This is a genomic window from Kribbella sp. NPDC026611 (assembly GCF_040638345.1).
Lineage (GTDB): Bacteria > Actinomycetota > Actinomycetes > Propionibacteriales > Kribbellaceae > Kribbella.
On record NZ_JBEZYC010000001.1, the window covers coordinates 272,517 to 288,608 of the forward strand.

The following is a 16,092-nucleotide window of genomic DNA, read 5'->3' on the forward strand; positions in this document are numbered from 1 at the left end:
TCAGCGGTGCAGCTTGTCCTGCCAGTCGGCCGGGACGTTCCCACCGGGGACGGGCTGGTCGACCGGGCGGGAGACCGGCGGCGCCAGCTCCGGACCCTCGTAGTACTCCGACTCGCCGTAGTGCCAGAACCAGTCCTCGCCGGGCTCGAAGCTCCGGACGATCTGGTGGCCGGACTCGGACGCGTGGGCCGACGCGTGCTGGGCCGGCGACGAGTCGCAGCAGCCGATGTGACCGCACTGGGCGCAGCGGCGGAGGTGGAACCACCAGCCGTCGGCAGCGAGGCACTCCGCGCACCCGGCGCCGCTCGGTGGGACCGTCGCGTCGATCCCAGGAATGTTCGTCATGCCGCCATCCTTACCGGCCTACCGGCAGAGAACAAGCGAACTCATTCCGCCCACGGCGAGTTCTTGATGACGTCAACGAAGTCGGTGTGGTGGAAGCCGGGGACGAAATGCTCGAGCACGTCGGCCTTCACATTGCCGAACGTCGTGGCCGGCCGGTCGCGAAGACCGTCGGTGAACGCGGCCAGGATCTGCGTCTTGAAGTCCGGCCGCGGATGCGCCGCGGTGATCGCGTCGCGCTCCGCGTCCGTGATGACGTCGTACCCGATGCCCAGGACATCGACCTCGACGCCGCGCGTGACCAGCGCGATCTCGGGCGCCATGTGCTGCGGGATCTCCGGCGTTGTGTGCAACGCGATCGCGGTCCAGACCCGTTCGGCCGGCTCACCGGTCACGCCGTGCGCCGCCAGGAACCGCCTGGCCTCGTCGGCCCCGTCGATCTCGAAGCGCTGGTCGGTACGGCGGTAGCGGTCGGTCAGGCCGAGGTCGTGGAACATCGCGCCCACGTACAGCAGTTCCGGGTCGTACTGCAGGGCCTGGCCGCGCAGTGCGCCGAACAGGAAGACGCGGCGGGAGTGGTGGAAGAGGAGCGGTGAGGCGACGTCACGGACGAGCTCGGTGGCTGCGGTGGCGAGGGTGCTGTCGGGGATCCGGATCCCGGCGATGGTTTCGGTCATGCGTCCAGGTTCGGGCGGAGGGCTACGCTGGTGCCATGTCCAGATCGCCACGGAAACCACAGATTCGGACACGGGTCGCGTTTGTGGTGTACGACGGGGTGACGCTGCTCGACGTCAGTGGACCGCTCGAGGTGCTGCACCAGGCGGGCCGCTACGAGACCGTGCTGGTGTCACCAGCTGGCGGCGAGGTCACGACTGCATCCGGTCTGGTGCTCGCGGGGACCGTCAAGAGGACAGGTCGGGTTGACACCGTCGTTGTCGCTGGTGCGGACCACCTGGTCGACGGAGTGCCCACAGAGGTCCTGGCGGTGACCGAGGGGCTGGCGAAGACGGCTGTCCGGGTCGCTTCGGTGTGCAGCGGCGCGTTCGTGTTGGCCGCGCTCGGTCTGCTCGACGGGCGGCAAGCGACCACGCACTGGCGGCATGCCGCGGCGCTTCAGCGGCAGTATCCGAAGGTGGACGTCGTACCGGACGCGCTGCACGTGGCGGATGGGCGCTATCTGACGTCGGCGGGGATCAGTGCCGGTATCGACCTCGCGCTGGCTTTGGTGGAGGCAGACCACGGGGCTGACCTGGCGAGGGCTGTTGCGCGGGAGCTGGTCGTGTTCATGCAGCGGCCTGGTGGTCAGTCGCAGTTCTCGACGGCTATGGCGACTCCGCCGCCGCGGACCGACCTCCTCCGGACTGTGACCGAGGCGGTCGTCGCAGATCCGGCCGCTGACCACAGTCTGCCGCGGATGGCGTCGTACGCCGCTGTCAGTGCGCGGCACCTGACCAGGCTGTTCCAGACCGAGTTCCAGACCACGCCAGGCCGGTGGGTCGAGCGCGTGCGGTTGGACCGGGCTCAGCAGCTGTTGCTGGATGGCCACAGCATCACGTCGGCGGCCAGTCTCAGCGGCCTGGGCAGCGACGAGACCCTCCGCCGCGCCTTCGCCAAACACCTCGGGACAACCCCTACGGACTACCGCCGCCGATTCCAAACCACCTGAGTAGTGCGCTCGATCTCCGTCGCAATGGAGGACAGAACCTGTCCGCTACCCCGAGCAGACTGAGTCCCATGAACAATCCAAGCGGGAAGTCGACTGTTACTCCGTACGTCGCGGCCAAGGGCGCGGACAGGTTCCTCGACTTTGTGGAGGAGACCTTCGAGGTCAAGGCGTCGGCGCGGATCCGGAACCAGGACGGCACGATCGGGCACGCGGAGATCACCGTTGGCGAGTCCGTGCTGATGGCGTTCGACTCGGCGGACGACTGGCCCGAGACGCCGGCCTTCTTGAGCGTGTTCGTCGACGACGTCGACAAGACGTTCGCGCGGGCCAAGGCAGCGGGTGCGACGGTGGTGACCGAGCTGTTCTACTCGCGGATCATCGGCGACCGCGGGTGCCGGGTGAAGGACCCGGTCGGCAACATCTGGTGGCTGCAGACGCATGTCGAGGACGTGGACCCGGCGAAGCTGGGCGAGCTGTTCGCCGACCCGCAGGAGGCCGCGCTGATGCGGCACGCGCAGGAGACGTTCGCGGTGGAGATGCGCTCGCGGGCTAGCTGATCAGACGGACCGGTTGGCCGGGGCGGAGCTGGGCACAGGCGTCCAGGTCCGCCTCGGTCACGTAGGCGATGACCGGGTAGCCGCCGGTGACCGGATGGTCGGCGAGGAAGATGACCGGCGTACCGGACGGCGGGATCTGGATGGCGCCGCGGGCCATGCCTTCGCTGGCGAGCTCGCCGGTGCGGGCTCGTTCCAGCGGTTCACCGTCGAGGCGGACGCCGACGCGGTTGCTGTTGCTGCTGACGTTGTAGGTCTGGGTGATCAAGGCCTTCCATCCGGCGTCTGTGAACCAGTCTCGGCGTGGGCCGGGGGTGACTCTGATGGTGACCTCATCGCCTCGTGGATCTGCTACCGGAGCGAGGTCGACGCCGGGCATCGGATCCACGACCTTGCCGACCTGCAGTGTTTGCCCGGAACTCAAAGGTGCGGGGCCGAGGCCGGACAGGAGGTCGGTGGAGCGGGACCCCAGGACTGGTGGGACGTCGAGGCCGCCGCGGACTGCGACGTACGACCGGAGGCCGGTGCGGGGTGGGCCGAGGCGCAGTACTTGGCCCGGCTCCAAGTGGGCGGGCGCGTTGAGAGGTACGCCGGTGCACGGGGCGCCGGTGATCGCGATCGTCAGGTCGCTGTCGGCGTGGAGCTCCAGGCCGCCGAAGGTCACCTCGATCGCGGCGGTGCCGGCGGGATTGCCGACCAGGCGATTGGCCAGCGCGTAGGCGGCCCGGTCGCAGGCACCGGACGCGGTGATGCCGAGGGCTGCCTGGCCGGGGCGGCCGAGATCCTGGATCGTTGCCAACGGCCCCGGGGCGAGTACGGTCAGGCTGCTCATCCACGACCCGCGTCGACGAACCGAACCCGGCGCCCGGGGTGGAACAGCGCGGCCGGGTCGCGGTCCTGGTCGAAGATCCGGACCGTCGTCCGTCCGATCAACTGCCAGCCACCCGGCGACTCGCGCGGGTACACCCCGCTGAACTCCCCGGCCAGCGCAACCGCCCCCGCCGGCACCTTCGTCCGCGGCGACTCCCGCCGCGCGATGTCCCACTCGCCTGCACCGGTCAGGTACCCGAACCCCGGCGAGAACCCACAGAACGCGACCGTCCACTCTTCGCCACAGTGCCGGGCAATCACCTCGTCCACGCTGCAAGAGAGCATTCGGGCCACGTCGCGCAGGTCCTCGCCGTCGTACGTCACCGGGAGCTCGAGCAACGAGCCGGCCGAGCGGGATCCGTCAGCAGGTGTCACTGCCAGCAGCGAGCGGGACAGTACCTCCAGCGAGCCCCGAGTGGTTACCAGCACGGTCCGCGCCGCCGGCACGATATCGACCACATCGGCGGGCGGTGCGGCCGCGAGCGCGGCGTAGTACCCAAGCACCTCGTCCAGGTCTGCGAGCTCGACCAGCAGCGCCCGGTCCCCCGCGGGGAGGATGCGCATCAGCTTGCGAACGGACGTAGCGTCACGCCCGCTCCTTCGATGGCGGCACGTACCCGGCGCGCGATGTCGACCGCGCCGGGGGTGTCGCCGTGCACACAGATCGAGGCTGGGTCGACCACGAGTGTCCCGCCCGCGTTGTCCCGGATCGGCTGCCCGGTCGCCATCGCCGTACAGCGGGCCGAGATCTCGTCCGCGTCATGCAGCACCGAGCCGGGTTCGCGCCGGGACACCAACGTGCCGGCCGACGTGTACGCGCGATCCGCAAAGGCCTCGTGTACGACGGTCAGACCGGCGTCGGCGGCCAGCCGGAGCCAGGCCGAACCAGGGAGCCCGAGGACAGGCAGCGTCTTGTCGTAGTCGGCGACCGCTCCGACGACCGCCGCGGCCTGCTCCTCGTGATGGCCGATGGTGTTGTAGAGCGCGCCGTGCGGCTTGACGTACCGGACCCGGTCGCCGGCGATCCGCGCGAACGCGTCCAGCGCACCGATTTGGTACACGACCTCGTCGCGCAGCGCCGCCGGCTCGATGTCCACGAACCGCCGGCCGAACCCGGCCTTGTCGGCGTACCCGACGTGGGCGCCGATCGCGACGCCGCGCTCAACCGCCTCCGCGGTGACCCGGCGCATGATCGACGGGTCGCCGGCGTGGAACCCACAGGCCACGTTGGCGCTCGTGACGACCTCGAGCAGAGCGCTGTCGTCACCCATCGGCCAGGATCCGAAGCCCTCGCCGAGGTCGGCGTTGAGGTCCATGAACATTCCTCCAAGTTAGAACAGGTCGACGATCGAGCGGACGGCCAGATGCACCGTGAGCAGCCAGGCGGCGCCGCCCACGCCGAGCAACCACCGTGGGTACCGGTGCCCGCGCAGCAGCGCGGGACGCTGCCACGCCACCCAGAGCAGTACGCCGATGCCCAGCGGCAGCAGCGCGCCGTTGAACGCACCCGCGAAGATCAGCAGCCGGGCCGGGGCCGTACCGAGCGCCAGGTAGATGACAGTGCTTACTGCGATGAACAGGACGATCAGGGTGGTGCGCGTGCTGTCCGACGTCTTGGTCCGCGAGGTGACGAACGTGACGGTCGTGTACGCCGCTCCAATGACCGAGGCGGTCGCTCCACACCAGAGGACCGCGCCGAACGCCCAGGACCCAACCGCACGGGCAGTGCCGAGCACCGCCAGGAAGATCGCGATGCGCATCGCGGCGGTGATCAGGATGCTGCCGACGGCGGCCCGATTCAGGTGGCGGACGTAGGTCGGGCCGCAGATACCGGAGTCGAGGAGCCGGTGTGGACCGGCGTACGTGATGTAGCCGCCGATCGTGCCGCCGACCAGGGTCAGGACGACGAGGGGGTGGGACGGCTGGACGACTCCTTGCAACGCGGCGCCGACCGGTGGATGCGAGCTGATCGCGACGGCGACCGCCAAGGAGATCAGCACCGCACCGAGCACGATCACCACGCGGTCCATCGCGACCCCGGTACGTTTCGCCAGAAAGATGCCGATGGCAACGACCGCGGAGAGGGCCGCGCCGATCCGGGGATCGAGACCGACCAGCGCCTGCAGACCGAGCCCGGTGCCGGAGATGTTGCCGATCGTGAACGCCAGCCCGCCGGCGAACAGCAGCGCGGCCATCGCGGTCCCGAGTCGGGGCGCGAGCAGGTTGCCCAGCTCCTGGGCCCGGCGTCCGGAGACGCCGATCACCCGCCAGACGTTCAGCTGGACCGCGACGTCGACCAGGACCGACGCCACGATCGCGAACGCGAACGCTGCTCCGAGCGACGCGGTGAAGACCGTCGTCTGGGTGACGAACCCGGGGCCGATCGCCGCGGTCGCCGCCAGGAACATCGCGCCGGCCAGCGTCGACCGGGCTCCGGCCTTCATCGCGCTGTCCGGGGTCTTCCGGCCGGCGGCGGGGGTGAGCTGCCGGGCGTAGGGATTGGTCCGGCCGCTGGGGCCGGATCGGCCGGTACGGCGCTGCAGGGTTCGGGTGGCCGGTCGCCGTACCGGTGTTTTACGCGGGCGCGGGGTGCGGAGGGACATGGCGGACTCCAGGAAGCGAGGTGTCGGGACGGTCTCCATGGCGGTGAGTGATCGGGGGATGACACGAGAGTAGAGATTGTTCAACAATCCTGCAAGACTCTTGTTCCACCAAACTTCCCCTGCGCACCGGTGGTGAGCGATGATCTGGAGATGAGTACGGGTGGGGCTGAGGGCACAGAGCAGGGCACGGCACGGCAGGCGTGGTTGCGGACCGTGGCCGCGGATGTCGCGCGGCTGGACCGGAGCAGCTCGGCCGAGCGGGCCGCGGACATCCTCCGGCGGAGCATCACCGAGGGCGCGCTGCCGCCGGGTGCGCAGCTGTCCGAGATCGAGCTGACCGAGGTCCTGGAGGTCAGCCGCAACACGCTGCGTGAAGCGTTCCGGCTGCTCACCCATGAAGGCCTGTTGGTCTACAAGCTGCACCGCGGCGTCTTCGTCCCCGAGCTCGAAGAGCGGGACGTGGTCGACCTCTACCGCCTGCGCCGGGTGCTCGAGGTCGACGTGATCCGTGGTCTGGCCGAGCGCGACCCGGAGCTCCCGGCAAGCCGGCTCGAGCCGCTGCACGATGACGTGGAGGCCGCCGAGGTCGCTGCGCTCGCCGACCGCTGGCCGGCTGTCGGTACGGCGAACATGCGCTTCCACGAGCACCTGATCGGGCTCGCCGATAGCGCCCGGATGGACGCGATGACCGGCCGGCTGCTCGCGGAGCTCCGACTCCTCTTCCACGTCATCGCGACACCGCGGGAGCTGCACGAGCCCTACATTGTGCGCAACCGTGGCCTGCTCGAGCTGCTGGAGACCCGCAAGTACGAGCAGGCCGCCGTCGACCTGCACCAGTACCTGCTCGACTCCGAGCAGGGCATCCTCGAAGCCTTCCGCGCGCGATAACGGATAAGGGCTTGCGCCCGCCGGTCCGAACCTGCGTTGATGTGAGGGCGTGTCTGGTGGTCCAGCACCTACTGCGCGGCACTCGGCACGGCACCTCGCCGCACGGGTGCAAAGGGCACGATGCTCCGCATCGAACCCTTCGCCCCCGCGCGCCGATGCACCGCACCGAGCACCTGCTCGCTACGGCGCTGGACCACCAGACACGCCCTGGACCACCGACAGCTGCAAAGGGGAGCTCAGCTCATGACCGACGACGCCCGGACCGAACTGACGCCGAAGTCGTACCGCCCCATCGATGCCAAGGGGTTCCGGGAGTCGATCGCGCGCGGTTGGGGACCGGTCGACCGGTCGGTCTCGGTACCGCAAGGCCTCGCCGAGGCCGCCGCCGAGCACCGGCGGAAGCTCGCCGCCGCGCTGCCAGGCCGCAGGATCGCGCTGGCGGCCGGGCGGGCACCGGTCCGGTCCAACGACACCGACTACGACTTCCGCGCCGACAGTGACTTCGTCTGGCTGACCGGCTGCCAGGCCGAGGGCGCCGTACTGGTGCTCTCCGGTGACGGCGACGCGACCCTGTACCTGCGCGAGACGGCCGGGCCGGAGGAAGCCGACTTCTTCGCCAACGCGCGCGACGGCGAGCTGTGGATCGGGCCGGTCCCGGGACTGAAGGACTGGTCGGACGCGCTGCAGATCGCCTGCCGCCCGATCGAGGAGCTGCCGTCGGCCGTCCGCGGCGCGGTCCCGTTCATGCTGTCGGTCCCGGGCGTCGAGCCGATGCTCGACGCGCTCGTGCGGACCGCGCCGAGCGACGGCAACGCGCTCCGCCAGACGCTCGCCGAGCTGCGCCGGATCAAGGACGACTGGGAGCTCGACCAGCTCCGCGACGCGGTCGCGGCCAGCGTGCTCGCGTTCGAGGATGTCGCGCGCGAGCTGCCGGAGGCCGTCCGTGGCGGCGGCGAGCGCTGGCTGCAAGGGACCTTCGACCGCCGCGCGCGGACCGCCGGCAACGGCGTCGGGTACGCCTCGATCGTTGCCGCCGGCAAGCATGCGCCGGTGCTGCACTGGGTCCGCAACGACGGTCCGGTCAACGAGGGTGACGTGATCCTGCTGGATGCGGGCGTCGAAACGCGCACGCTCTACACCGCGGACGTCACCAGGACCTTCCCGGCCAGCGGCGAGTACACCGCGGCGCAGCGGCAGGTGCACGATCTGGTCCACAAGGCGCAGCTCGCGTCGCTCGAGGCCGTCAGGGTCGGAGCGCCGTACCGCGCGTTCCAGTACGAGGCGATGCGGGTGCTGGCCGAGGGGCTGCGGGACTGGGGTTTGCTGGACGCGTCGCTCGACGAGCTGCTCGGCCCGGACGGGCAGCAGCACCGCCGCTTCATCGTCTGCGGGACCGGCCACTACATCGGCCTCGACGTCCACGACTGCGACGCGTCCCGGCCGGAGGCGTACTTCGCCGGCACGATCGAGGCCGGGATGGCGCTCGCGGTCGAGCCGGGCCTCTACTTCCACCCGAACGATGAGACCGTCCCGCCGGAGCTGCGCGGTATCGGCATCCGGATCGAGGACAACGTCGTCGTGCACTCCGACCGGCTGGAGATCCTCACCGAGGCGCTGCCGATCACCACCGACGGGCTGGAGCAGTGGACCCGCAAGCACCGCGACGGTCAGTGATCGCGGCGCTACTCAAAATTATCTGATCACAAGCAGTAACATCCGCCGCTGGCAGCCGATGTAACTGGCGGGGGAGGGTCGATTCGGCCCGGCGCGTGGCAGTGGGGGGCCGCGGACCACGCGCCAGGCCGAGCCGGCCTCGACTGGGCCCGGGGGGACCCAGGTTTCCTGGGCACGGGGAGTAGTCATCATGAATCTACGGGTGCGTGTGGTCCATTGCGGAGACCAGCACTGGTACGCCGACATCGACGATGCCGACGACCCACAACCGGACGACCCGTTCTGGTACGTCGACAACTGCCGGACGCAGACGCAGGCGCTGCAGACCGCCTGCTCGGAGCTCCGGCTGATGGCCGGCCGCCTCGTCCGCGGCGACGAGCTCGACCGCGTCCTCGAAGTGACCGGCGTACCGGTCTGACAGGTTTGACCAGGCTCCGGGGCCGACGCTGGTTGGGAGCGCCGGCCCCGGTATCCACTCAGCCCACCGGCGGGACGGCGGGGCAGCTCGTGCCGCGCTTCGGCACGACCTTGCTGACCAGGTAGTTGTCGATCGTCGCCTGCATGCACGGGCTCTTGTTGTAGCTCCCGTGTCCCCAGCCTTCGTAGGTGAGCAGCACGCCTTGCTTGCCGACCTGTCGCGCCACGCTCTGCGCGCCGCGGTAGCCGGTGGCCGGGTCATGGATGGCGTTGGCCAGCAGTATCGGAGTCTTCAGCCCGTGCACCTGAAGCACGTGCTGCGGGTTGTTGGCCTTCGGTGCGCCCAGACAGTTCGAGATCGCCAGCAACTGACCGGGGTACCGCATGTCTGGGTTGTTGTGGGCGATGCGCTGCAGCAGACCGGCGTACTCGCTGTAGCTCCGCACCGGCAGGTTCCAGTCCTGGCAGAACGGCGCCAGCGTGTTGTTGACCAGCCCGGTCGGGGTGGGCGGGGGTGTCGCCGACTGACCGGCTTCCAGGTCCTTCAGTTTCTGCGCGAGCGCGGACCACTGCGGCCCGTAGAACGTGCGGAACACCTGGAAGCTCAGCATGAACGGGTCGGCCGAGTTCGCCAGCACCTTGTCCCACAGCGCGCGGATGTCTCGGCCGTGCAGTACGCAGCTCGTGGTCGCGTCGCACCACTTCACGAACTCGTCGAACGAGTCCTGCACCGGCGCCGCTTGGTCGTCGAGGAACGCTTGCGCCGTCGGCAAGCTGTGGTCGAGCACGCTCTCGATCACCATGGCGCGCACGCGCTGCGGGTACGCCTCGGCGTACTGCGCACCGAGCATCGTCCCGTACGACGTGCCGTGGAACGAGATCTGCCGCTCGCCGAGTGCCTTGCGGATCGCCTCGACATCCCGCACGGTCTGCCAGGTGTCGATGTGGTCGTAGAGCGGACCGGTGTGCGCGCGACAGTCCTTGGCGAGCACGCGGTTGTAGTCGGCGGTCGCGTCGAAGTCGGCCTGGCTCGTCATCAGCGGTGACGGCTGCTTGGCGAGCAGCTCGCCGGAGCACAGCACCGGGTTGCTGCGGGCGATACCGCGTGGGTCGAAGCTGACGATGTCGAAGCGGTCCTGCAGCGTCGGGCTGAACCTGCTGATCCCGGTCTTGATCCGGTCGACGCCCGAGTCGCCGGGGCCACCCGGGCCGAAGAGGAGGACGCCGACGCGTTCGCTCGGGACCTTCGCCGTCCGGCGGGCGACCGCCAGCTCGAAGGTAGGCCCGTTGGGGTGGCGCCAGTCGATCGGCAGCTGCAGGGTCGCGCACTGCGAGCCCTTCACCTCTGCCGGGTCGTCCTTGCCTTCAGGTTTGCAGTCGGTCCACTGGACCGTCTTGGTCGTGGGTCTGGCCGTCGCCGGGAGCGCGCCGATCCCGACGGCGACGACGCCGACGGCCACAGCGCCGGCGAGCACGCGTCTGGTGTTTTCCATGCCCCCGATCGTTGGGCAATCGCTTGCACCCAGACATCCGGGACAAGCCCCCGCCGGACCCGGGAGCGCCGCTCGGGGACTTGCTAGGGTCGAGATTGACGGCCGCGGGCACAGCGCCGTACCGTCCACACGTCGGACAAATCAACAGCCGCATGAACCCGTGCGGGAGAGACCCGGGCCGGAGGAGTTTCCGCAGCCCGGGCGCCGTAGGAGCAACTCTCCCCAAGAATCTCTCAGGCACCTTCACCGCGCGGGCGAGGCACCTCTGGAGGACGCTCGGTCCAACAGAGCGGGGAGGACACCAATCGGTCAACGGCGACCGGAAGGAACCTCCACACGATGGCGATCAGCGTCTTCGACCTGTTCAGTATCGGGATCGGCCCGTCGAGCTCCCACACCGTGGGACCGATGCGCGCGGCCCGCACCTTCGCATTCGGCCTGCGGGACGCGGGCCTGCTCAGCGCGACGACGACCGTCGAGGCGCAGCTGTTCGGCTCGCTCGGCGCGACCGGGCACGGGCACGGCAGCAACAAGGCGGTGATCCTCGGGCTCGAGGGTGAGGACCCCGAGACCGTCGTCACGCATGCCGTGGATGCCCGGGTCGAGACGATCCGCGAACGCGGCCGGCTGGCGCTGGCCGGCACGCACGAGATCAGGTTCGACGAGAACACCGACCTGATCATGCACCGGCGCAAAGCCCTGCCGTACCACCCGAACGGGATGACGTTCGTGGCCCGCTCGGCGGACGGCGCGGTACTGCGCGAGCGCACCTACTACTCGGTCGGCGGCGGATTCGTCGTCGACGAGAACGCGGCCGCCGGGGACCGGATCGTGCCGGACACGACGCCGGTGAAGTACCCGTTCACCACCGGCGCCGAGCTGCTCGACCGATGCCGCGAGTCGCAGCTCACGATCAGCGAGGTGATGCTCGCCAACGAGCTGGCCTGGCGGACCCACGACGAGATCCGCAGCGGGCTGCTGCACATCTGGCAGGTCATGCAGGACTGTGTCCGCGAGGGCTGCGAGACCGAGGGCATCCTGCCCGGCGGGCTGAAGGTGCCGCGCCGGGCACACGCGCTGCACCACCGGTTGAGCAGCGACCCCTGGTCGGTCGATCCGCTCAAGGTGATGGACTGGGTCAACCTGTTCGCGCTCGCGGTCAACGAGCAGAACGCGTCCGGCGGCCGGATCGTCACCGCGCCGACGAACGGTGCCGCCGGCATCATTCCCGCCGTCCTGCACTACTACCGGCGGTTCGTGCCCGGTTCCACGGAAGCCGGCGTGGTCCGGTTCCTGCTGACCGCCGGTGCGATCGGCGTGCTGTACAAGGAGAACGCGTCGATCTCCGGTGCCGAGGTCGGCTGCCAGGGCGAGGTCGGTTCGGCCTGCTCGATGGCCGCGGCCGGGCTGTGCGAGGTGCTCGGCGGTACGCCGGAGCAGGTCGAGAACGCGGCCGAGATCGCGATGGAGCACAACCTCGGCCTGACCTGCGACCCGGTCGGCGGCCTGGTCCAGATCCCGTGCATCGAACGGAACGCGATGGCGTCGGTGAAGGCGATCAACGCGGCCCGGATGGCGATGCACGGCGACGGCGTCCACGTGGTCACGCTGGACAAGGTGATCAAGACGATGCGCGAGACCGGCGCGGACATGAAGGTCAAGTACAAGGAGACCTCGCGCGGCGGGCTCGCGGTCAACGTGATCGAGTGCTGATCACCCGATCACCTCGATCAGTCCCAGCCACCTCGATCACCTTCGATCGTCCCCGATCACCCGCGATCAGTCCCGACCACCTCGATCATCTGCGATCACCTTCGATCACCCCCGGTCACCAGGGCACGGTGCCGTGCAGGCTCAGGTACTCCGCGGTCGGTCCGGACTGGTCGATCATCGCCAGCCGGACGATGATGTCGGCGCCCTCCTCGACCGTCTGGTAGCCGCTGTTGGCGTTGAAGTCGGTCGCGGTGTAGCCGGGGTCGACGGTGTTGATCCGCAGGTTGGGCAGCTGGCGCGCGTACTGCACGGTCAGCATGTTGAGGGCCGCCTTCGAGGCGCCGTACACCGGGGTCGGCACCCAGACCGGGACGGTCGCCGTCTGCGCCTCGGGGTCGACGGCGGTGGCGATCGAACCGAGGCCGCTGGAGACGTTCACGATGACGGGGTTGGCGCTGCGCTCGAGCAGCGGGAGGAACGCGTGGATCATCCGGACCGGGCCGTAGACGTTGAGGTCGAAGACCTGGTGGAAGTCGTCCGCGGTCAGCTCCGGGACGGTCTTGCGCGGGCCGGGGATGCCGGCGTTGTTGATCAGTACGTCGAGATGGTCGAGCTGCTCCGCGGCCGCGGCGACGGACTCGTCGCTGGTGACGTCGAGCGGCAGGTAGTGCGCGCCGAGGTCGGTAGCGGCCTGCTTGCCGCGCTGCGGGTCGCGAGCACCGATGTACACGGTGTGTCCGGCTTCGATCAGGCGGCGTGCGGTCTCGTAGCCGAGGCCCTTGTTGCCTCCGGTGATGAGTGTCGTGGTCATGACCTCCACTCTGGCCCGCGGTCCGGCAGCTAGGCAGCACCCGCGGTGTCCTAGGGAATCGCAGTACCAGGCTGTGGCCATGGTCGGGCGCAATACTGGGGGCATGAGTGAGCTGGGGCGGACGCTGCACGCATGGCGGGATCGCGTGACGCCGGCCGAGGCCGGCCTGCCTTCGGGTGGGCGGCGCCGGGCGCCCGGGTTGCGGCGGGAGGAGCTTGCCCAGCTGGCCGGGCTGTCGGTGGACTATGTCGTCCGGCTCGAGCAGGGCCGATCGGACTCGCCGTCGGTGCAGGTGCTCACCGCGCTGGCCCGGGCGTTGCGGCTGAATGATGCCGAGCGCAACCATCTCTTCGTGCTGGCGGGTGAGGTCGAGCCGTCGCCGGGGCGGATGTCGGCGTACATCCCGCCTGGCGTGCAACGGATCGTGGACCAGCTGGACGGTGCGCCGCTGTGCGTCTGCGACGCGGCGTGGACCTTGATCACCTGCAACCCGTTGTTCGCGGCGGTGATCGGCGACCCGTCCAGTTGGCGCGGCCGGGAGCGGAACATCATCTGGCGGCACTATGCGGCGCAGGGTGATCGTGTGGTCCAGACGGACGAGCAGCGGCGGCAGTTCCGGATCGCGATGGTGACCGATCTGCGGGCCGCGCTGGCCCGGTACCCGCGCGATCCGGAGCTGATCGCGCTGGTCGCGGACCTGCGGGATGGGTACGCCGAGTTCGCGCGGCTGTGGGACGACCCGGTGATCGGTTTTCACCAGAGCGAGCGAAAAACGATCAACCATCCCGAGGTCGGATCGTTTGCGATCGATTGCGACGTCCTGGCGGTGCCGGGCAGCGACCTGCGACTGGTCGTCTACACGGCGGCTCCGGGAACCGACGCCGCCGAGAAGCTTCGGCTGCTCTCCGTCATCGGCCTGCAGGCGCTGACGTAAGGAGTGCCGCGACCGCGGCCGGGTTCTCGACCTGAGCGTTGTGGCCGAGGCCAGGCAGGGTGATCACTTGATCATGGAGTGTTCGAAGCTCCGCGTCGGTGTTCAGTTGATCGCGTTCACCGCGCGCAAGGATCAGCTCGGCTCGGCAGGCGGCGACCAGCGCGGGCATGTCCGGTGCCCCGACGCCGAAGGTCCCTGGATCCATGGCGAGACGCCAGCGGCCCTCTTGCTCGCGCAGCCCGTGGTCGACCACGGCGGCGGCCTGGTCTACGAGTCCCTGGAGGCCGGAGACCTTGAGGAAGCGGGCTGCGGCGTCCTCGCGGGTGTCGAACCAGGTGACCGGCTTAGCGGCCAGGGCGTGAGCGCGGGCCAGGTCGTCGGCGGACCAGGCGACCTTGACTCCGAGGGCGACGACCCGGGTGACGTCGATGCCGTACCGTCCGCTCGCGAGCTCCAGGGCGATCACGCCACCAAGGGAATGGCCGACGATGCGGAGGTCACGGCGTACCGCGAGGCTCTCGGCGACAGCAGTGGCGATGCCGGCGAAGGTGTACGACGGAAGGCTCGGGGCGTCGCCGTGGCCGGGGAGGTCGGGTGCCGTGTTCGGCTCCGGCCAGGTGTCCCAGATGTGGGCGTTGGCGCCGAGGCCGTGCAGGAGCACGAGGTTCGTCATGAGAGCAGGCTGACAGCTGACCTGGCCGGGGTGCCGGGAAGTCGGCGCGTCGTCAGCTAACTCACCGCATTGCTACGGACGCGTAAGTGGTACCGCGTTGTCCGGGGATTTCGGTTTGACGTGGAATTTCTTCCAAGAACTGTTTGAAGCGCCTCGTCAACCGCTAACCTGCGGGACTTGTGAGACCGATCTCTGCCTCGGCCGGAACGCCGCCCTGGCAGAACCCCCGCCTCTGGAAGCAGGTCGCCGCCGGCGCCGCTGTCCTGCTGCTCGCGTACGCCGTCCTCGCCGTGATTGCGCTCCTCGGCGGCCCCCGCCCGTACTTCCTCCCCCTCCTCGGCGGCGGCCCCAAACCCGCCTCCCCGGTCGCCGGCCTGCAGCCGGGTCGCCCTACCCCGACCGTCCCCAACCTCACGAACAGCCCAACCGCCACCCCGGTCGCGCCCTCCACACCCCCACCGACCGAGCTACCCCGAACCACCACCACCCCCGGCGAGAGCTACCTCCCGCCCACCTCCACCATCCCCGAGACCACCACCGTCCCCACCCCGGAACTCGTCGAACAGTCCCACCACACCCCGCCCCCAGCCACCCAACTCCCACCCACAACCCGCACCCTCCCACCCCCACCAAACCCCACCGCCACCCCCACAACCAACCCACCCACCACCCCCAGCACCCCCACCACACCGCCCTCCACCCCCAACCACCCCACCGGCCTAACCAACGCCCTGAACAAACTCCTCCACGGCCTCGGCCTGTAGTACAGGTGTTAGGGTTGGTACATGTCGATGAAGCGCACGAACGTGTACGCCGATCCAGAGGATCTGGCGCTGATCAAGGATGCGGCGCGCCGGCGTGGGATCCCGGAGGCGGAGATCATCCGTGAGGGCATCCACCTGGCTGCGATGGCGAACCGGGTCTGGGACGAGCCGCTGGACTGGCCCACGTTCGACGGCAGCGGCGAACCGGTGACCAACGACGAGATCCGGGCCGAGATCACCCGTCGCGCCGACCGGTGATCGTCGTCGCCGACACCTCAGGAATCATCGCAGCGTTCGATCGCAAGGCACCTGAGGGTCCGCTGTGCAGACAGGTCCTGCAAGACGCCGGAACAGTAGTTCTCTCGCCGCTGGTTCTTGCCGAAGTCGACCATCTGGCGCGTGCGCGGCTTGGCAGCGCGGCCAGGTCGACGATTCATGAGCTACTGCTGGCGCAGGTTCGGAGGATGCGGTTCCAGGTGCCGGACATCGGCGCGGAGACGCTGGCGACCGGGCTCGCGGTGATGAGCCGGTACGCCGATCTGGACCTCGATCTCGCCGATGCGATCAGTGTTGCCCTGGCGGCCGACTACCGGACCGACGCCGTACTCACGCTCGACCGCCGCGACTTCCGTGCGCTGCGGCCGCTCACCCCACACAAGGCGTTCCGGCTGCTGCCCGACGACCTGTAGG

Annotated in this window: 19 protein-coding genes and 1 riboswitch; of the genes, 10 read left to right on the forward strand and 9 right to left on the reverse strand. The window is 69.5% G+C overall.

What is annotated here, in order from left to right; translation table 11 throughout:
• Positions 1 to 345, reverse strand: a complete 345-nt coding sequence (locus tag AB0E69_RS01395) for a UBP-type zinc finger domain-containing protein (protein ID WP_360137679.1) — start codon at positions 343 to 345, stop codon at positions 1 to 3.
• Between the two features lie 41 nt (positions 346 to 386).
• The gene (locus tag AB0E69_RS01400; protein WP_360137682.1) at positions 387 to 1,019 is read right to left on the reverse strand and encodes an HD domain-containing protein; all 633 of its coding nucleotides are present in this window, start codon (positions 1,017 to 1,019) and stop codon (positions 387 to 389) included.
• A gap of 35 nt (positions 1,020 to 1,054) precedes the next feature.
• Here AB0E69_RS01400 and AB0E69_RS01405 point away from each other — a divergent pair, with 35 nt between their 5' ends.
• Both AB0E69_RS01405 and AB0E69_RS01410 read left to right on the forward strand, forming a co-directional pair.
• Positions 1,055 to 2,008 (forward strand): helix-turn-helix domain-containing protein, encoded by a 954-nt coding sequence (locus AB0E69_RS01405; RefSeq protein ID WP_360137685.1) that lies wholly within the window; start codon positions 1,055 to 1,057, stop codon positions 2,006 to 2,008.
• Between the two features lie 68 nt (positions 2,009 to 2,076).
• The gene (locus AB0E69_RS01410; RefSeq protein WP_360137688.1) at positions 2,077 to 2,565 is read left to right on the forward strand and encodes a VOC family protein; all 489 of its coding nucleotides are present in this window, start codon (positions 2,077 to 2,079) and stop codon (positions 2,563 to 2,565) included.
• Here the strand turns inward: AB0E69_RS01410 and AB0E69_RS01415 are convergent.
• From AB0E69_RS01415 to AB0E69_RS01430, 4 genes are read right to left on the reverse strand one after another with little or no spacing between them, the layout of a single operon-like run.
• Entirely contained in the window at positions 2,558 to 3,394 is an 837-nt protein-coding gene (locus AB0E69_RS01415) for a biotin-dependent carboxyltransferase family protein (RefSeq protein WP_360137691.1), read from the reverse strand. The genes AB0E69_RS01410 and AB0E69_RS01415 overlap by 8 nt on opposite strands.
• Entirely contained in the window at positions 3,391 to 3,996 is a 606-nt protein-coding gene (locus AB0E69_RS01420) for an allophanate hydrolase subunit 1 (RefSeq protein WP_360137694.1), read from the reverse strand. Before AB0E69_RS01420 ends, AB0E69_RS01415 begins: the two co-directional genes overlap by 4 nt.
• Positions 3,996 to 4,748, reverse strand: a complete 753-nt coding sequence (locus tag AB0E69_RS01425) for a 5-oxoprolinase subunit PxpA (protein ID WP_360140354.1) — start codon at positions 4,746 to 4,748, stop codon at positions 3,996 to 3,998. The genes AB0E69_RS01420 and AB0E69_RS01425 overlap by 1 nt, the downstream gene beginning before the upstream one ends.
• 15 nt (positions 4,749 to 4,763) lie before the next feature.
• Positions 4,764 to 5,876 (reverse strand): NRAMP family divalent metal transporter, encoded by a 1,113-nt coding sequence (locus tag AB0E69_RS01430; protein WP_360137697.1) that lies wholly within the window; start codon positions 5,874 to 5,876, stop codon positions 4,764 to 4,766.
• Positions 5,877 to 6,185: 309 nt separating this feature from the next.
• Here AB0E69_RS01430 and AB0E69_RS01435 point away from each other — a divergent pair, with 309 nt between their 5' ends.
• The 3 genes from AB0E69_RS01435 (at position 6,186) to AB0E69_RS01445 (ending at position 9,015) form a co-directional block, all read left to right on the forward strand.
• Positions 6,186 to 6,923: a GntR family transcriptional regulator gene (locus AB0E69_RS01435; protein ID WP_360137700.1), complete on the forward strand. Its 738-nt coding sequence runs from the start codon at positions 6,186 to 6,188 to the stop codon at positions 6,921 to 6,923.
• Positions 6,924 to 7,166: 243 nt separating this feature from the next.
• Positions 7,167 to 8,597, forward strand: a complete 1,431-nt coding sequence (locus tag AB0E69_RS01440) for an aminopeptidase P family protein (RefSeq protein WP_360137703.1) — start codon at positions 7,167 to 7,169, stop codon at positions 8,595 to 8,597.
• A 190-nt stretch (positions 8,598 to 8,787) separates the two neighbouring features.
• The gene (locus AB0E69_RS01445) at positions 8,788 to 9,015 is read left to right on the forward strand and encodes a hypothetical protein (protein ID WP_360137706.1); all 228 of its coding nucleotides are present in this window, start codon (positions 8,788 to 8,790) and stop codon (positions 9,013 to 9,015) included.
• 58 nt (positions 9,016 to 9,073) lie between these two features.
• Here AB0E69_RS01445 and AB0E69_RS01450 read toward each other — a convergent pair whose 3' ends face one another.
• A complete protein-coding gene (locus tag AB0E69_RS01450) occupies positions 9,074 to 10,507 on the reverse strand; it encodes an alpha/beta fold hydrolase (protein ID WP_360137709.1) in 1,434 nt (477 codons plus the stop codon).
• 153 nt (positions 10,508 to 10,660) lie between these two features.
• Positions 10,661 to 10,766, forward strand: a riboswitch (glycine riboswitch).
• Positions 10,767 to 10,846: 80 nt separating this feature from the next.
• Here AB0E69_RS01450 and AB0E69_RS01455 point away from each other — a divergent pair.
• The gene (locus AB0E69_RS01455) at positions 10,847 to 12,220 is read left to right on the forward strand and encodes an L-serine ammonia-lyase (protein ID WP_360137712.1); all 1,374 of its coding nucleotides are present in this window, start codon (positions 10,847 to 10,849) and stop codon (positions 12,218 to 12,220) included.
• Between the two features lie 115 nt (positions 12,221 to 12,335).
• On the opposite strand, the gene AB0E69_RS01460 is transcribed toward AB0E69_RS01455, so the two are convergent.
• Complete coding sequence (locus tag AB0E69_RS01460) at positions 12,336 to 13,031, reverse strand: SDR family NAD(P)-dependent oxidoreductase (protein ID WP_360137715.1); 696 nt, start codon at positions 13,029 to 13,031, stop codon at positions 12,336 to 12,338.
• 103 nt (positions 13,032 to 13,134) lie between these two features.
• Here AB0E69_RS01460 and AB0E69_RS01465 point away from each other — a divergent pair, with 103 nt between their 5' ends.
• On the forward strand, positions 13,135 to 13,965 hold the full coding sequence (locus tag AB0E69_RS01465; protein WP_360137718.1) for a helix-turn-helix transcriptional regulator: 831 nt from the start codon (positions 13,135 to 13,137) through the stop codon (positions 13,963 to 13,965).
• Here AB0E69_RS01465 and AB0E69_RS01470 read toward each other — a convergent pair.
• Entirely contained in the window at positions 13,940 to 14,638 is a 699-nt protein-coding gene (locus tag AB0E69_RS01470) for an alpha/beta hydrolase (protein WP_360137721.1), read from the reverse strand. The genes AB0E69_RS01465 and AB0E69_RS01470 overlap by 26 nt on opposite strands.
• A 179-nt stretch (positions 14,639 to 14,817) precedes the next feature.
• On the opposite strand from AB0E69_RS01470, the gene AB0E69_RS01475 reads away from it, so the two are divergent.
• The 3 genes from AB0E69_RS01475 to AB0E69_RS01485 are packed head-to-tail and all read left to right on the forward strand — an operon-like array spanning position 14,818 to position 16,091.
• Entirely contained in the window at positions 14,818 to 15,402 is a 585-nt protein-coding gene (locus AB0E69_RS01475) for a hypothetical protein (protein ID WP_360137724.1), read from the forward strand.
• Between the two features lie 21 nt (positions 15,403 to 15,423).
• Positions 15,424 to 15,660 (forward strand): CopG family transcriptional regulator, encoded by a 237-nt coding sequence (locus AB0E69_RS01480; protein ID WP_360137727.1) that lies wholly within the window; start codon positions 15,424 to 15,426, stop codon positions 15,658 to 15,660.
• The gene (locus tag AB0E69_RS01485; protein ID WP_360137730.1) at positions 15,657 to 16,091 is read left to right on the forward strand and encodes a PIN domain-containing protein; all 435 of its coding nucleotides are present in this window, start codon (positions 15,657 to 15,659) and stop codon (positions 16,089 to 16,091) included. Before AB0E69_RS01480 ends, AB0E69_RS01485 begins: the two co-directional genes overlap by 4 nt.
• Position 16,092: the final 1 nt, after the last annotated feature.

Coding starts and splice junctions, on each gene's coding strand:
- AB0E69_RS01395 (WP_360137679.1), bottom strand. CDS start 345: ATGACGAACATTCCTGGGATCGACGCGACGGTCCCACCGAGCGGCGCC.
- AB0E69_RS01400 (WP_360137682.1), bottom strand. CDS start 1,019: ATGACCGAAACCATCGCCGGGATCCGGATCCCCGACAGCACCCTCGCC.
- AB0E69_RS01405 (WP_360137685.1), top strand. CDS start 1,055: ATGTCCAGATCGCCACGGAAACCACAGATTCGGACACGGGTCGCGTTT.
- AB0E69_RS01410 (WP_360137688.1), top strand. CDS start 2,077: ATGAACAATCCAAGCGGGAAGTCGACTGTTACTCCGTACGTCGCGGCC.
- AB0E69_RS01415 (WP_360137691.1), bottom strand. CDS start 3,394: ATGAGCAGCCTGACCGTACTCGCCCCGGGGCCGTTGGCAACGATCCAG.
- AB0E69_RS01420 (WP_360137694.1), bottom strand. CDS start 3,996: ATGCGCATCCTCCCCGCGGGGGACCGGGCGCTGCTGGTCGAGCTCGCA.
- AB0E69_RS01425 (WP_360140354.1), bottom strand. CDS start 4,748: ATGGACCTCAACGCCGACCTCGGCGAGGGCTTCGGATCCTGGCCGATG.
- AB0E69_RS01430 (WP_360137697.1), bottom strand. CDS start 5,876: ATGAAGGCCGGAGCCCGGTCGACGCTGGCCGGCGCGATGTTCCTGGCG.
- AB0E69_RS01435 (WP_360137700.1), top strand. CDS start 6,186: ATGAGTACGGGTGGGGCTGAGGGCACAGAGCAGGGCACGGCACGGCAG.
- AB0E69_RS01440 (WP_360137703.1), top strand. CDS start 7,167: ATGACCGACGACGCCCGGACCGAACTGACGCCGAAGTCGTACCGCCCC.
- AB0E69_RS01445 (WP_360137706.1), top strand. CDS start 8,788: ATGAATCTACGGGTGCGTGTGGTCCATTGCGGAGACCAGCACTGGTAC.
- AB0E69_RS01450 (WP_360137709.1), bottom strand. CDS start 10,507: ATGGAAAACACCAGACGCGTGCTCGCCGGCGCTGTGGCCGTCGGCGTC.
- AB0E69_RS01455 (WP_360137712.1), top strand. CDS start 10,847: ATGGCGATCAGCGTCTTCGACCTGTTCAGTATCGGGATCGGCCCGTCG.
- AB0E69_RS01460 (WP_360137715.1), bottom strand. CDS start 13,031: ATGACCACGACACTCATCACCGGAGGCAACAAGGGCCTCGGCTACGAG.
- AB0E69_RS01465 (WP_360137718.1), top strand. CDS start 13,135: ATGAGTGAGCTGGGGCGGACGCTGCACGCATGGCGGGATCGCGTGACG.
- AB0E69_RS01470 (WP_360137721.1), bottom strand. CDS start 14,638: ATGACGAACCTCGTGCTCCTGCACGGCCTCGGCGCCAACGCCCACATC.
- AB0E69_RS01480 (WP_360137727.1), top strand. CDS start 15,424: ATGTCGATGAAGCGCACGAACGTGTACGCCGATCCAGAGGATCTGGCG.